15 protein-coding genes and 1 pseudogene are annotated in these 14,426 nt (G+C 38.1%); 5 read left to right on the forward strand and 11 right to left on the reverse strand.

Annotated features, from left to right (window positions below; translation table 11 throughout):
- Window positions 1-74 precede the first annotated feature (74 nt).
- Complete coding sequence (pgtP, locus tag MHH71_RS11400) at window positions 75-1,433, reverse strand: phosphoglycerate transporter PgtP (protein WP_006093706.1); 1,359 nt, start codon at window positions 1,431-1,433, stop codon at window positions 75-77.
- A gap of 412 nt (window positions 1,434-1,845) precedes the next feature.
- Between pgtP and MHH71_RS11405 the strand changes: the two genes are divergently transcribed.
- Genes MHH71_RS11405 through MHH71_RS11415 form a run of 3 tightly spaced genes read left to right on the forward strand, consistent with a single transcriptional unit; the run spans window position 1,846 to window position 4,815 of the window.
- Window positions 1,846-2,736 (forward strand): substrate-binding domain-containing protein, encoded by an 891-nt coding sequence (locus MHH71_RS11405; RefSeq protein WP_033798675.1) that lies wholly within the window; start codon window positions 1,846-1,848, stop codon window positions 2,734-2,736.
- The gene (locus MHH71_RS11410; RefSeq protein WP_018783678.1) at window positions 2,733-4,196 is read left to right on the forward strand and encodes a HAMP domain-containing sensor histidine kinase; all 1,464 of its coding nucleotides are present in this window, start codon (window positions 2,733-2,735) and stop codon (window positions 4,194-4,196) included. Before MHH71_RS11405 ends, MHH71_RS11410 begins: the two co-directional genes overlap by 4 nt.
- Window positions 4,165-4,815, forward strand: a complete 651-nt coding sequence (locus MHH71_RS11415; RefSeq protein WP_018783679.1) for a response regulator — start codon at window positions 4,165-4,167, stop codon at window positions 4,813-4,815. The genes MHH71_RS11410 and MHH71_RS11415 overlap by 32 nt, the downstream gene beginning before the upstream one ends.
- Before the next feature lie 120 nt (window positions 4,816-4,935).
- Here the strand turns inward: MHH71_RS11415 and MHH71_RS11420 are convergent.
- Window positions 4,936-5,067: pseudogene (locus MHH71_RS11420) on the reverse strand (IS6 family transposase); the annotation flags it as partial.
- Between MHH71_RS11420 and MHH71_RS30590 the strand changes: the two are divergent.
- Complete coding sequence (locus MHH71_RS30590) at window positions 5,052-5,204, forward strand: IS3 family transposase (RefSeq protein ID WP_123767163.1); 153 nt, start codon at window positions 5,052-5,054, stop codon at window positions 5,202-5,204. The pseudogene MHH71_RS11420 and the gene MHH71_RS30590 sit on opposite strands and share 16 nt — an antisense overlap.
- Before the next feature lie 570 nt (window positions 5,205-5,774).
- Here the strand turns inward: MHH71_RS30590 and MHH71_RS11425 are convergent.
- The 9 genes from MHH71_RS11425 to MHH71_RS11465 form a co-directional block, all read right to left on the reverse strand.
- Window positions 5,775-5,900: a hypothetical protein gene (locus MHH71_RS11425; RefSeq protein WP_257151099.1), complete on the reverse strand. Its 126-nt coding sequence runs from the start codon at window positions 5,898-5,900 to the stop codon at window positions 5,775-5,777.
- Between the two features lie 136 nt (window positions 5,901-6,036).
- A complete protein-coding gene (gene lhgO, locus MHH71_RS11430) occupies window positions 6,037-7,269 on the reverse strand; it encodes an L-2-hydroxyglutarate oxidase (protein WP_006093701.1) in 1,233 nt (410 codons plus the stop codon).
- A gap of 72 nt (window positions 7,270-7,341) precedes the next feature.
- Complete coding sequence (glaH, locus tag MHH71_RS11435) at window positions 7,342-8,280, reverse strand: glutarate dioxygenase GlaH (protein WP_033798674.1); 939 nt, start codon at window positions 8,278-8,280, stop codon at window positions 7,342-7,344.
- Between the two features lie 289 nt (window positions 8,281-8,569).
- The gene (locus MHH71_RS11440) at window positions 8,570-8,827 is read right to left on the reverse strand and encodes a hypothetical protein (RefSeq protein WP_006093699.1); all 258 of its coding nucleotides are present in this window, start codon (window positions 8,825-8,827) and stop codon (window positions 8,570-8,572) included.
- A gap of 101 nt (window positions 8,828-8,928) precedes the next feature.
- Window positions 8,929-9,078 carry a hypothetical protein gene (locus tag MHH71_RS11445; RefSeq protein WP_006093698.1) on the reverse strand — a complete coding sequence of 50 codons (150 nt, stop codon included), beginning with the start codon at window positions 9,076-9,078 and terminating at the stop codon, window positions 8,929-8,931.
- 130 nt (window positions 9,079-9,208) lie between these two features.
- Complete coding sequence (locus MHH71_RS11450; protein WP_006093697.1) at window positions 9,209-9,562, reverse strand: DUF3870 domain-containing protein; 354 nt, start codon at window positions 9,560-9,562, stop codon at window positions 9,209-9,211.
- 35 nt (window positions 9,563-9,597) lie between these two features.
- Complete coding sequence (locus MHH71_RS11455) at window positions 9,598-11,040, reverse strand: aldehyde dehydrogenase family protein (protein ID WP_006093696.1); 1,443 nt, start codon at window positions 11,038-11,040, stop codon at window positions 9,598-9,600.
- 23 nt (window positions 11,041-11,063) lie between these two features.
- Window positions 11,064-12,392: a 4-aminobutyrate--2-oxoglutarate transaminase gene (gene gabT / locus MHH71_RS11460; protein WP_006093695.1), complete on the reverse strand. Its 1,329-nt coding sequence runs from the start codon at window positions 12,390-12,392 to the stop codon at window positions 11,064-11,066.
- Between the two features lie 16 nt (window positions 12,393-12,408).
- The gene (locus MHH71_RS11465; protein ID WP_033798673.1) at window positions 12,409-13,857 is read right to left on the reverse strand and encodes an amino acid permease; all 1,449 of its coding nucleotides are present in this window, start codon (window positions 13,855-13,857) and stop codon (window positions 12,409-12,411) included.
- 388 nt (window positions 13,858-14,245) lie between these two features.
- Between MHH71_RS11465 and MHH71_RS11470 the strand changes: the two genes are divergently transcribed.
- Window positions 14,246-14,392: a YflJ family protein gene (locus tag MHH71_RS11470; RefSeq protein WP_006093693.1), complete on the forward strand. Its 147-nt coding sequence runs from the start codon at window positions 14,246-14,248 to the stop codon at window positions 14,390-14,392.
- Window positions 14,393-14,426: the final 34 nt, after the last annotated feature.

The raw sequence follows: 14,426 nt of genomic DNA on the forward strand, positions 1-14,426 counted from the left end.
CCAAATTGGTTACGTTGAGCAGCACACTGACTTTGAGTATTTTATAATGGAAATATCCTCAGAATATAGTTGTTTCAGGATTGAAGTACCTGTTTTTTGTTGAATTCTTTTGCTCCTCGATGGGTCAATATGCAGCATATGATGCAACATACAGTTGCCGCTAGTAATACATAGAAACCACCATTCCATCCTACCTTGTCAACCATTACACCAAAGAGTGTAGTACCTAAAGATGCACCTAGAATATAACTCATAAAACCTCGCAAACCAACCGCAGAACCAACGGCGAAAGGTGGAACCACCTCCATAGTTTGTACTGAAGCCAGAAACTGCGGAATGTAAATCAAGCATCCAATAATAGCAGCGAAAATAGTGACCCAATGTAAAGATGTACTTTGCCAGTAACCAATGATACAGATGAATATCAATGTCATAGCAATGATTGCTGGAGGCATGCGGTGCCCTTTGAATAACTTGTCTGATAGATAACCGGCCAGAAGAGTAGAAGGAATGGCTGCCCATTCAAAGAATAAAAAGGCAACACTCATCTCTTCTTTAGTGAAATGTTTTACATTCAACAAATAAATGGGTAACCAGCTTATAATGCCGAAACGAACCATGTAAACAAAAACATCTACCAAGGAAACGAACCATGCATTTTTGTTAAATAAAACATAATTCCTAAAAATCTGCCAAGCATTCATGTCTACTGGCGGTTTGGAATCAGCCCTTTGTTGCATTTTCGAATCGGGTTCATCCTTGATGATTTCGCTTAACGGAGGCAAGCCCTCGCTTACCGGTGATCCTTTAATAAGGGTTAGTATCACCATTGCAATAACAATAGCTATTGCAGCCGGAACCTGGTAGTTTGCCGCTTGCCAGTGATTGGAGCCTAACATAGCAAAACTGACACCAACGATAGGCGCTACGATGCCTCCACCTATATTGTGCGAAATATTCCATATGGCACCGACAGTTCCTCTTTCCTTACGCGGGAACCAGTTTGCAATAGTAATAAAGCTAGGTCCAACTCCCATTCCCTGAAAAAATCCATTGAGAACAACGAGAACTGCAAACATCCAGAATGCGGTGCTGAAGCCCATCATAATATTGACCATAGCGCACAGAAGCAAACCAAGCGCCATATACCTTTTAGGATTAGCTTTGTCTGCTATACTACTCATTAACCCCTTACTAATTCCATAAGCGATAAGCATGGAACTGCTTAATAATCCTACTTCTGTAGCACTAAGATTGAGTTGTTCCTTCAGATAAGGAGTAGATAAGGCAAAATTGTTACGTACTATATAGTAAGCTATATAACCGAAGAACACGCCTAATAAAGATTGTAGCCGGAAAAGCCTATAGGTTTTTTGAACCTGGTCTGATGCTATTTTTGTAGTAGCGATTTTAGGTTTCAAAAATGAGAACATACTATCTACCTCGATTTCTTTACTTTGATTTACGGAAAAAACTTAGATTGGCATGAAATTTAGTATTTCAATAGAGGCCAACTTGTCGGAAACGTTTTCAAAAATACTTGTGTTATATCATCCCTCCTTTGTTAAATTATCTTATATGTCAACTCGTTAAACTATCAGCAAATATCTGATTTTATGTAAGATAATATCCTACATAAAACCATTTATGGCTATTTGCTGTCACACCTTCGACATAAATAATAGTTTTGTATACAATCTTCCATAGATTTCGTGGATCGTTCTGAAGTAATATATAAATATAAATTTTGAAAACCCTGAATCGAGTAGGATTCGGTAAATCGGATTCAATTAGGGTATTTTCACATATTACATAAATCCCTCGCCTGCAAGAATGGAGGAAAGTATGATAAATTGGTTGAGGCTTTTTTTTATATTGCTTATTACTTTACTTTCGATAGGATGTCAGCATGAGCGTTCAAGCCCTCAAATTATTTTCTCCGAATCTGACACCATGCCTGTTGGTTCACAAGGTGACAAGCCCTCTCCTGTACGGATCGCAATTTCAAGTGTGTTATCACCGACTGATACAATTATGTACTATAGGAAAATAGCTAACTATATCGGAGAGAAGCTTCATAGACCTGCAATTCTAATTCAGCGCAAGAGTTATAATGAAATTAGTATGTTGATGATGAATGGAGGTGCTGATATAGCCATACTTTCAACAGGAGCATATATTACCTACAGACATGTTGAAGGACTTGAAGCAATTGCCATGCAAGAGCGAATGGGAGTTCCATATTATTATGGTTATGTCGTCGTAAACCGCAAAAATGAACTATCCAGTATACATGATTTAAGAGGGAAAAACGTTGCTTTTAGCGATCCAACCAGTTATTCCGGATATATTTTTGTGAGGAAAAAATTAGCTGAATTAAGTGAAACGCCCGAGCATTTCTTTGGTCGTTATGTTTTTACATATAATCATGAAAGCTCCCTAAGCGCTGTGATAAATGGTGTTGTTGACGCTGCAGCTGTTGATAGCTTAGTCTTTGAGCGTACCAAACTTAAAAATCCAGAACTGATTAAGAATTTGAAAATTATTGCAAAAACGGAACCGATTGGTACCGGTCCTGTTGTCATCAGCAGTAATTTACCTGATGAAGAGAAGCGAATTATCAAGAAAAGTTTCATTTCTATGCACGAACAAAAAATAATAAAACCAGCGTTTCAGGGACTGTTCATTGATCGTTTTGTTCCATTTGAACCCCAATTATATGAGGGTCACCTATGAAATGGCTGAATAAATTACAAATAAACCAAAAGATATTTGGAGCTATATTCGTTTCGCTACTCTTTCTCGCTCTAGTATTAGGATGTATCATTTGGGAATCACTCACAAAAATCATGACAGAGGACCTTAAAAAACGTGGTGTAAATATCGCTGAAAATATTGCGGCATTGTCTTCGGATTACATTCTGACTGATGACTACTATTCGATTCATCTTCTCATTACCCGGGCACAGGAAGCTAACAAAGACGTTCGTTATATACTGGTCATTAACAATAATAATGTTCTTGTCGGAAATACATTCTCCAAACACTTACCGAAAGGAATATTAAACGCACATAAGCCTGATGATATCAATAATGGAAATTACGCTATACTAACTTCAGATGAAGGAAATATCCATGACATACTGGTTCCAATCGAAGAGGGAGATGTAGGATTTGTTAGAGTTGGAATGGCAGAAAAACAGGCGAAAAGCTATATTTTTACTAAAATTATAGAATTGGTTGTTGCTACATTTTTGGTCTGTATGGGGGCTGCAGGTATAGCTTATTATGTGACTCGTATCATTACTCGACCAATCAATAGTTTAGTTGATACAGCAACAGGCATATCAGCCGGTAATTTATCCTTAAGGGCTAAAGCAGAGAGTGACGATGAAGTTGGAAAATTAGCACGGGCTTTTAATGAAATGGCTGACAACCTAATTAGTTCCAGCACTGCAGTAGAAAAATTATTGAAGGAACTTCAAGAAAAGGATGCCCTTCGAGATACGTTGATTTTGAAACTATTATCCGCTCATGAGGAGGAGAGAAAAAGAATTTCTCGTGAACTTCATGATGAAACAAGCCAAGCCCTTACTTTTCTAATGGTTACAATGCGGATTTTGGCTAATGAAGTTAAAGATATCGAGCAACAAGAGCTACTTAATGTAAGCCGAGAAACTGCGGCAAGTATTTTGCGAGAAATTAGAGATTTAGCGGTAGAATTAAGACCACCCATCCTTGATGATATAGGTTTAATTCCGGCATTAAGGAAACATGCAAGAAAGTTTGAAGAAAAATTCGCTCTTACTGTAATTCTACACGCTCCCGATGATGACATTGCTGCCATAGATAGTCATACTGCTGTAGCACTATACCGAATTGTTCAAGAAAGTCTTACCAATGTAGTGAAACATACAGTAGCAACTGAGATTGTGATTAACATGGAAATCAAGGATTGTTCTATCGAGTTGAGCATCCATGATAACGGTCACGGTATACGTGAGACCGATTTTGAAAAAGCTCGCCAGCAAAATCGGATCGGAATATATGGAATGAAGGAAAGAGCCGAATTACTGGATGGTTCATTTTTTATCAAAACTCACAATATCGGTGGGACCGAAGTTAGGGTGTCTATCCCATTAAAACAGAGAGAAGGGTGTCATGATGAAAAAGACAATCAACATAATGCTAGTTGATGACCATGCCTTGATGAGATCAGGTTTAAAACTCCTATTGCAAAAAAGACCGTCCTTAAAAGTTGTAGGTGAAGCCTCTGATGGACTTGAAGCACTCCGGCTTTACGACATTTTAAGGCCCGATATTCTGATATTGGATATATCTTTGCCGCGCTTAGATGGAATCCAAGTTCTCACAGAGATTAAATTACGTTATGAACAAGCGAAAGTCATAGTGCTCACCATGCACGAGGACGAAGACTATGTAACATTAATCATGAACGCGGGAGCTTCAGGTTACGTCCCTAAAGCAGCCGTAGATGAAGAATTATACACTGCTATTGATTCCGTTATGGATGGATACCTATACCTTCGCCCAAAGGAAATTTCAACGATGCTAAAAAGATTGCAAAACGAAACAGAGTCCCGAAATCCTTATGTAATTCTAAGCCCACGTGAACGGGAGGTATTGCAGTTTCTTGTTAAAGGATTTTCATTGTCTGAAATTGCTCAAGAATTAACTATCAGTATAAAAACGGTTGATACTCATAAGACGAGAATGTTGAACAAACTTAATCTTTCTAAAAAAAGTGAACTTGTTCAATATGCCATAAAGTATAATTTAATAAACATGAAATAACAGGGTAATGTATGTTATAAAAGATCTTATCTCTTCCGACATCCTTATCATATAGCTTTTTTAGGTTCTGTTGCAAAGTTTCCGAAGACATAAAGAGATGGGGAATATTGCGGACTAGTTTTATGAAACTATTAATAATTCATGTAATGTGTTATACGTCGAAAAAACGAAGTTCGGTTGAAGACTTCGCTTTTGTTTGTATATGGCATGAACAGTTTCTATACCTTTAATAGTACGTGAGGCATGGCGAAGCTTATCAAGAAGTAGCTATATATATTGAGTTTTACAACAACCGAAGGATTCATTCTAGTATTTTAGATTTATCACCAAATGAATTTTATCGACGAATACAAACAGAACCGTTACAAATCAAAGAAGTTAGAGTATGAGGCGAGATTTTTTTCTTGTCTCACATAAAAAGAAGTAATTTTATGAAATAAAGAGCAATTCTATGAAACAATGAGTTAAGGATAGTATGTGTCCAAAATTAGGGAGTTAATCCGCTTTGTTATAATATTAAATTTTTTATATATATTACATTATTTTCAAATAAAACCTTTCATTTCAATTATCATGAATATATATCTTATGCTAGTGAGGTTTACATAATCTATCATTATCTGTAGCAAAAATGTTAATGCCGTAATTACATAAAGAAAAAGAATCCCTTATGATTTCTGGGATTCTTTTTCTTGTTTAAAGTTTGCTCACACAAATGATCTGCACATCAATCCATTCTTGATATACAGATCATTTGTATGATGTTTTTACATATAATTGCAATTGCGGAATAATGAACTTACATTACTGCTTTTAAAAGCTCTCCTACTAATGGGATGATTCCACCTACAAATTTTAAAACTGCCATTGCGATTGCCATTTTATTTCCTCCTCTTATTTTGTATAGTAAGATGTTGTAAATCTTTATACTCTTATTATAGTAAGCGCTTACATATATATCAATACATTTTAATATGCAATATTACATAAGCTGTTTGGCTGCCCTCACCATTTAAATAACTTTTTATAACTTGTATCTTTAATTCATCTGAATAAGTTTGAAATTTATCCCCTTTTTTAACCATAATAAAATCCCCTCCAAGTAAAAGTGTAACATCCATGTTTATTCATGGTCTTTTTACACTGTCTACCTTAAGGGGATAATATCACCCTCACCTCAAACAAAAAAAGAGACCACCCCAAAAGGCAGCCTCCCCCTATCTAAGCCTTCACTCGAAACATCCCATCCGTACTCACCCGATCCACAACCACATCCGGCACCTTCCCCACAATCTCCTCCCCAATTTTCAAGCTAGCTGTTGCCGCCGGAGACGGGGCATTACAAATATGCATAGAGTTTATACCCGGGATAATACAGAAGTCATCTACCATATTCCCATTAGATAGAATCGCCTGCGCCCTTACACCAGCGTGGGTCGGAACGATATCTTTCTCTGTGAGCTCTGGTATTAAGCGCTGCAAGCTTTTGAGAAAGGATTGTTTACTGAAAGAACGAATCATTTCCTTCATGCCTTCTTTCATGTTCGGCATTGCCATTTTCCAAAAGCCGGCGTATGTCATTGTTTCCATGAAGTCTTTTATGTTAAAGTCTTTTTTTGTGTAGCCTTCACGCTTGAAACTTAGTACTGCATTTGGCCCTGCATGTACGTCCCCATTTATCATTCTTGTAAAGTGAACACCTAAGAATGGGAAGTCTGGGTTTGGAACAGGATAAATTAAATGTTTCACGAGATGACGCTTTTCTGGAACGAGTTCGTAATATTCGCCTCGGAACGGGACGATTTTCATGTCTGTTAGTATGCCTGTTTTTTTGGCGATTCGGTCGCTATGTAGTCCAGCGCAATTAATGAGAAATTTTGTTTCGAATGTGCCTTTGTTTGTTTCGATTGTAACGAAATCTTTGTGTTCAAAAATTTGTTCTGCTTTTGTGCCTAAATGCACTTCTCCCCCATTTTCCTCTATGAACCGTGCAAATGTATGACTGACTCCTTTATAATCGGCGATGCCGCAGGAAGGAACGCGAATAGCTCCTAATCCTTTTACGTGAGGCTCGATTTCCGCTAATTCTCCTTTGTCGATTTTCGAAATATGTAACCCATTTTGCAGGCCTCTTTCATACAGGTTATGTAAAAGAGGAAGTTCTTCTTGTTCTGTTGCGACAATCACCTTTCCGCACATGTCATAGGCAATGCCATTTTCTTTGCAGAACTCCACCATCGCTGCGTTTCCTTCTTTCGCAAATTTCGCTTTATAGCTGCCTGGTTTATAATAAATACCGGAATGAATGACACCGCTATTATGTCCTGTTTGATGATGCGCAAGTTCGTCCTCTTTTTCGATGACTGCGATTTTGGCATGAGGAAATTTTTTCGTTAAGGCCATTCCAGTTGAAAGACCGACAATTCCTCCGCCGATAATTAGAAAATCATACATTTAACTTCCCCCTTATGTCTGTATCCCCTATATTAGGAAAGGCAGGCCTTGTTGAAAGGCCCGCCAAATCTATTATTTAGAAAAACAACCGCGCTGGCGCATGAGCTCTCGATATAAATCTTTGTTTTTCTCAAAAGGAGCGCGCCCATGCATCCAAAAGAGATTGTTTAATAGAACGAGATCTCCAACTGGTAATTTTAATGCGTGCGTTGCTGGAGAGTTCTCCACAGAGTGTGATAATTCCTTCAAATATGTTGCCTGTTCAATATTATCTGGATAAGCGAATTGATCAATAAAGCAAATACACGGTGCGTTGTTTACATCAAAAAATGTTTCACGGTATACGATTTCTTGTGCGTTTTTACTTGGAGGTGCTTTGTACGTAACTTTTACCGATGCGAGTGGATGCTTGCGAAATTTATCAAGCTCTTCCCAATCATCTAAATGAAGTAAACGTGATTCGCCCCCTACCGCATTCTTTTCCTCAAATTTCATCATAAGGAGCCAATCTGTCGGTTCGTCAACAAATGTCCCGTCTGTATGAAGCGTGAATAATCGATATGCTTGGCGAAGGTAAGAATCACTGCCATCTGTATCTTTCACATTAAATCTCGCGTAGTACGTTCCTGTCATTGCATCAAAGTTAGGTGTACCAATTAAATGTGTTAATGCCGTTGCAAATTTCACATAGTCTCCTGCATCTATCGTTTCGCCTTGTACACCAATTGTAAACCCGCCTGTTTCCCGGTCGTGAATAATACCGCGAACATTTTCCATAAACGATTCACCAAAGAATTTTTTCATTTGATCAGCGAGGATAAAGCGAGAATACGGAATATATTGTAAGGATTGCTCCGAATGTTCTTTTACCTCTGCGAAAAATTGCTGAAGCAATTGCTGATCTAACACAATATGATACAAACGTCTATGTTCTGGATGAGGAACAATTTCATACCCCTCATATTTCTTTGCAAACTTCATCTTCACTTCTTGCTCTGTAATCACTGACATGTTATTTCCTCCTTTAGTTTAAATAAAACGAAAAAGCCAGTCATACGCATCTACAATACAAATCGTAGAAAACGTACAACTGGCTTTAAATTACGAGTGTTCTTTAATCTCTTAAAGTACAGTAATAATAGACAGTTTTTTTATGAAAATATGTGCAAAACAGAAAATGAAGATCGGATATAGAGAAGGCTAACTTCTCATATGGATCTTATCACTTTATAATTAAATGATAATTCAAAATATTCACACTGTCAATATGTTTTTATTATTTATTTCCATGCAGTTAGAGTTAGCCATAATACTTAATTTCAGCATTTTCTTTTTTTGCTCGAATCGTAATTCTTCCAGTGAATTGTGGTGGATTTTCATAATTTTTTTCAACTTCATCGAACATAGCTTTTAACATGGATTCTAATTCGCCTAATGTAGTATCTTTTGATAAACCGTTTACTCTTGCAATTTCAATACTTTTAAAAGCGTCATCAACATTTAATACTTTTTCTTCACCGAATCCTTTCACTTCGAATTCTACTTTCATTTTCTCCATATCATTCCCTCCTTCTAAAAACTGCTCTTTAGTAGAAGAGCAATCCTACTTTTATTGTATATGAAGCGGCAAGAGCTGACACTATATTTATCTATTATAATTTACGAATTCCAAAGAACTTTCTTATCCTTTGACATGTACTTTTCATTTTCCTTCTTCCGCCCACATACTTTACACATATTACAAGTTTTCACTGCATCATTTTTCGCGCACCCTCTTTTTTGTTTTACATCTTCGTTTGATTTTGACATATTCTTTCCTCCTCATTAGATAAAAATAAAAAAGCCAGTTATATTTCGCTCATCAAATAAGCTGAAATATAACTGGCTCTTGTTTATGAATGCTCTTTAGAAAGTAAAGCGTAATAAACTAGGCAGTTTGTTATAGATTTGTTTCTTCATATTCTTCTTGTGGCTTTTCGCCGTTTACATAGCTTATATATTGGCGATACAAATCTTTTACCGCACTAATAATCGCATTTTGTGCTTTTCCTTGATAGTGATACGAGATTTCTTGCGTGATCTCTTCAATGCCATCTTGTAAACTATGCCCTCTTAATATTTGAGCAATAAAGTCTCTCCCATGTTCAGTAGCAAGGGTACATGACGCTTCAATAATAACGTGATATTTATGATCTGCCTCTATTGTAATTGTTAATGTTTCATAGACACTCCGTACAGCCATCCCTTTCGGAAGTCTTGAGTGTCCTGCCATGAAAAAAGTACCTTTACGCATGTTCATCCCCCATTATTATGTGTTTATTCTATAACTCATACTTGATCGATATATACCGTTTTGACTCTTGTATAAAATTCTGCAGCTGTTTTTCCTTGTTCACGCGGTCCTGCACTCGAATTTTTCATACCACCAAACGGAACTTGCGGCTCTGCTCCTGCCGTTTCTGAGTTGACATGGACCATCCCAACCTCCATATCATCAATAAACTGCTGGGCTAGGCTGAGATTATTTGTACAAACAGATGCACTCAGTCCGTATTCTGTATCGTTCGCTACATGAATCGCTTCTTGATAATTGTTCACCTTAAACAAACAGATAACAGGACCGAAGATTTCTTCTTTCGCAATTCGTGCATCTTGCGGTACGTCTTCAAAAATAGTCGGCAGGACATAATATCCTCGTTTTAACTCATCTTCTTCTGGTGCGCTACCTCCGCAAAGTAAAGAAGCTTCTTTCTTTCCTACTTCAATCATCGCTAAAACAGATTGCTGTTGATTTTCAGATACACATGGACCCATAAATGTATCCTGTTTTAATGGATTTCCAACTTTTAGAGCCTTTGTACGTAACAGGAGCTCATTTCGAAATTCCTCATAAATGTCATCTTCAATAATCACTCTGCTTGTCGCTGTGCATTTTTGTCCTGTTGACATGAATGCACCTCTTATCGCAATATCGACTGCCTTCTGGGTATCAGCATCCTTTAATACGACTAATGGGTTTTTTCCTCCCATTTCTAATTGCACCTTTTTCCCGCTTGCAATCGCCGTTTGCTGAATGGTTTTTCCGACGCTATTCGAACCAGTAAAGGATATCGCTTTTATATCAGGATTTTCTGTTAATTCTGCTCCAACGACTGAACCTTTCCCAAATACACAATTGATAACCCCAGCAGGAATTCCCGCCTCGTGAAAAGCATTCACAAGATGATACACGGATTTTGGTGTAATTTCAGCAGGCTTTATCACAACTGTATTCCCATAAATAAGCGCTGGCGCCATTTTCCATGCTGGAATCGCAATTGGGAAATTCCATGGTGTAATGAGTCCGACTGGTCCAACTGCGACGCGCTTACTATAGAGCATTGTTTTCGGATTTGCAGAAGGGATCATTTCTCCTACCGGCTGATTTGCTTCCCCCGCATAGTATTCCAAAATACTGATTGCCCGCTTCGTCTCGCCGATTCCTTCAGCAAGCGTCTTTCCTTCTTCACTCGTTAAATCTTGACCGATTTCCGTCACTCGTTCTTTTAAAATCGCTGCTGCTTTCCATAAATAACTTGCACGCTCATGAAATGATAACCCTTGCCAACTTTGAAACGCTTCTTTCGCGGATGCGATGGCTGCCCCAGTATCATCTGCTGAACTTAGTGGAAATTCTCCCAACACGTCTCCGTTATGCGGATTATAATTTTTCGAATATTGATTCGCAGATGGCTCTTTCCACAGGCCGTTTATATAATTTAAAAACCTCATTTCTCTGCCTCCATCATCGTTTCCTATTTTGATAGTTTCGCAATTGCCGTTTCAAGAATATGAAGACCTTCCTCCAGCTGTTCATCTGTGATAACAAGCGGCGGTAAGAAACGAAGGACATTTCCATAAATTCCAGCGCTTATTGTGATTACACCTTTGTTGTGTGTTTCTTGCATAATCGCTTTTACTTCTTCTGTTGCTGGCTCTTTCGTATTTCGGTCCTTTACAAGCTCGATCGCCGTCATAGCTCCAAGGCCTCTCACATCTCCAATTAATTCGTATTTCTCCTTCCAGCTATGGAATACTTCCATCATACGGCTACCGATTACCTCGGCACGTTTTACTAACTGCTCTTCTTCTATTACATCTAAAACAGCGAGTGCAGCTGCGCAAGCAACCGGGCTTCCCGAAAAAGTGCCACCAAGTTGTCCTGGTCCAGGTGCATCCATCAATTCCGCTCTTCCTGTCACTGCGCTAAGCGGCATCCCTGCAGCAATGGATTTTGAAAATGTCATTAAATCAGGAGCTACTCCAAAATGATCCATTGCGAACAAACTTCCAGTACGAGCAAAGCCCGTTTGAATTTCATCAGCAATCATGATAATTCCATATTTATCACAAAGGTTTCTTACTCCTTGTATAAACGTTGCACTTGGAACAATAAATCCCCCTTCACCTTGAAGTGGTTCCAAAATAATGGCAGCGATATTATCACTCGCCACTTCCTCTAACATAAAGCGTTCGAAATACGCTAAAATTTGCCCATCTACTTCTTCTTTCGTCATGCCGTCTTCCGCGCGGTAATAATACGGATAAGGCAGCTTGTATACATCTGATGCAAATGGACCAAATCCATGCTTATAAGGTTTTACCTTACTCGTAAGAGACATTGTCAGAAGTGTCCGCCCATGATATGCACGCTCAAATGAGACGATGGCACTGCGCCCAGTCGCTTTCCTAGCGATTTTCACAGCGTTCTCTACCGCTTCAGCCCCGCTATTTGCAAACATTGTTTTTTTCTTAAAATCTCCTGGCGTTAATTTATTCAATCTCTCAGCCAACTCAATATAGCTTTCATACGGCGCTACATGAAAACAACTATGAATAGAAGATTCCACTTGGCTTTGAATGGCTTGTACTACTTTCGGATGACAATGCCCGACATTTTGCATACCAATCCCGCCTGCAAAATCTATTAATTCGTTACCATCTACATCCGTAATGATTGCCCCTTTTGCCGACCCGACATATAACTGCGTAATATTATAAGGACCCCCAGGCACCGCATTGTTTCTTCTCTCATGTAGACTATTTGATTTTGACGTTACAATATTTTGTTTTTCTTTTAGCATGGAACATACCCCTTTCTTACTCCTTCTCTAAACTAACTTTCGAATCTTGTATAATCGTAAAATCTTCTTTTATTGGCACTCGCTTATTTCTATCTCTTAGGAGATAGATTGCGATTACTACGGCAGTTGCTAACATCGTCATATAAAATTGCATACGCATATCCGCTATAAACGCTTGTGCAACAAATATCGTAATGATCATCGCAAGCGTTGCATATGTGAGATAAGGGAATAACCACATTTTCACCTTTAGTTTCCCTGGGTCTTCTCTTTCAGCTTTTCTTCTCAACCTGATATGAGAAACGGCAACGAACATATACATCAGCATCGTAACACCGCCTGAGCTATTCGCTAAAAAAGCAAATAGTTTATCAGGAGATATAAACTTTAGCATGGCGCAAATGAATGCGAAGATGATACTTGCATATATCGCCCAAACTGGTGTCCCTCTACTGTTTAACTTTGAAAAAATAAAAGGAGCGTCTCCCTTTTTCGCAAGTGAAAATAACATACGAGAACTCGTGTATATTCCGGAATTCATAACCGAAAGGAGCGACAGAAATACAACCCCATTCATGATTTCCGCAGCCGCAGGGATTCCTGCCATCTGAAATAAACTTGCATAAGGCAATTTCAATAATTCTGCATTGTTCCACGGCATAAAAATGACCAAAATCGATACAGACCCTACAAAGAAAATCATAAGACGCCATACAACACTGTTAATCGCTCTTATTACATTCTTCTCTGGATTATCAGACTCTCCGGCCGCAATCGCCGCTACTTCACTCCCCGATAAAGAGAAAGAAATAAACACAACGCTAAGTAATACTGGCATAATTCCTTTTGGAAAAAAGCCCCCGTTTTCAGAGATCATTGAAAGATCCGGTCTATCTACATTAGGCACAAGTCCAAAAATCATAGAAACTCCTAAAACTAAAAATGCTAGAATCGCTACAACTTTAATAAACGCTAACCAATATTCAAACTCCCCATATAACTTCACTGAATAAACATTTGTCATTGTCATCATGATAATCACGAACAAACTCGCTATCCATGTTGGTATAGAAGGAAACCAATTATTGATCATCACTCCTAACAATACCGCTTCGATCGCGATAATGATGAGCCAATTGAACCAGTATAACCAACCGATTGTGTACCCTGCCCAAGGTCCAATTGCCTTATGTGCATATGTTGAGAATGAACCACTATCAGGGTTTACCGCAGCCATCTCCCCGAGCATCCGCATCACAAGTACAACCATTAAAGCACCAATGATATAGGACAAAATGGCAGCTGGACCGGTTGATTGAATAATTGTCCCACTTCCTACAAATAATCCGCCCCCGATTACCCCACCAATTGAAATCATCGTGATATGTCTGGTTTTTAAGTCTTTTTGCAATTCTTGTTTTTCTTTCGCCAAAAAGATCACCAACCTATAAGTATTTATTTTCATAAACCCTTCGAGCTAGCATATATAAGATTGAAATATCACTATTATTGATAACGCTTTCTTAAAATCCTCCTATAAATAGGAACAATAAAAAGAGCCAGAAAAACAATGTACAAAGTTACATTGGATTTTACTGTCTCTATCCTTATGGCTCGTCTTCCTGCTAAGGAAGTTCAAGTGGAAAGAAGCCAATCATCCTCGATTAAATTGAACGAAATCATATCCGGGCATGCAGAGAGGCTAATCACTGTCATCCGATGATAAACTAATAATAATACAAATAGACTGAATATTCAACATTTATTTTAAATTCAGTTATATAGTATTAAAAACGAAATTTATCAATTCTAAAACATATACTGTTTAAAAGCAAAAAAAGGAAGTGATCTCCATGTATTTTGGAACAAAAGGATGGTACGTAGCTGAACTGAAAAAATTAGGAGTTCGTTATTTTGAAGGACGGAAGTTAGAGAGCTATCGTGGGCATGTTTTACGCAATTTATTAGCTGCAAAGCAAGAAGAACTCAAAGAAAAGTAACCTATTATGATTCATCGATAAAACGATATCGACT

This window comes from Bacillus sp. FSL H8-0534, from assembly GCF_038005885.1.
GTDB classification, from domain to species: Bacteria; Bacillota; Bacilli; order Bacillales; family Bacillaceae_G; genus Bacillus_A; species Bacillus_A pseudomycoides.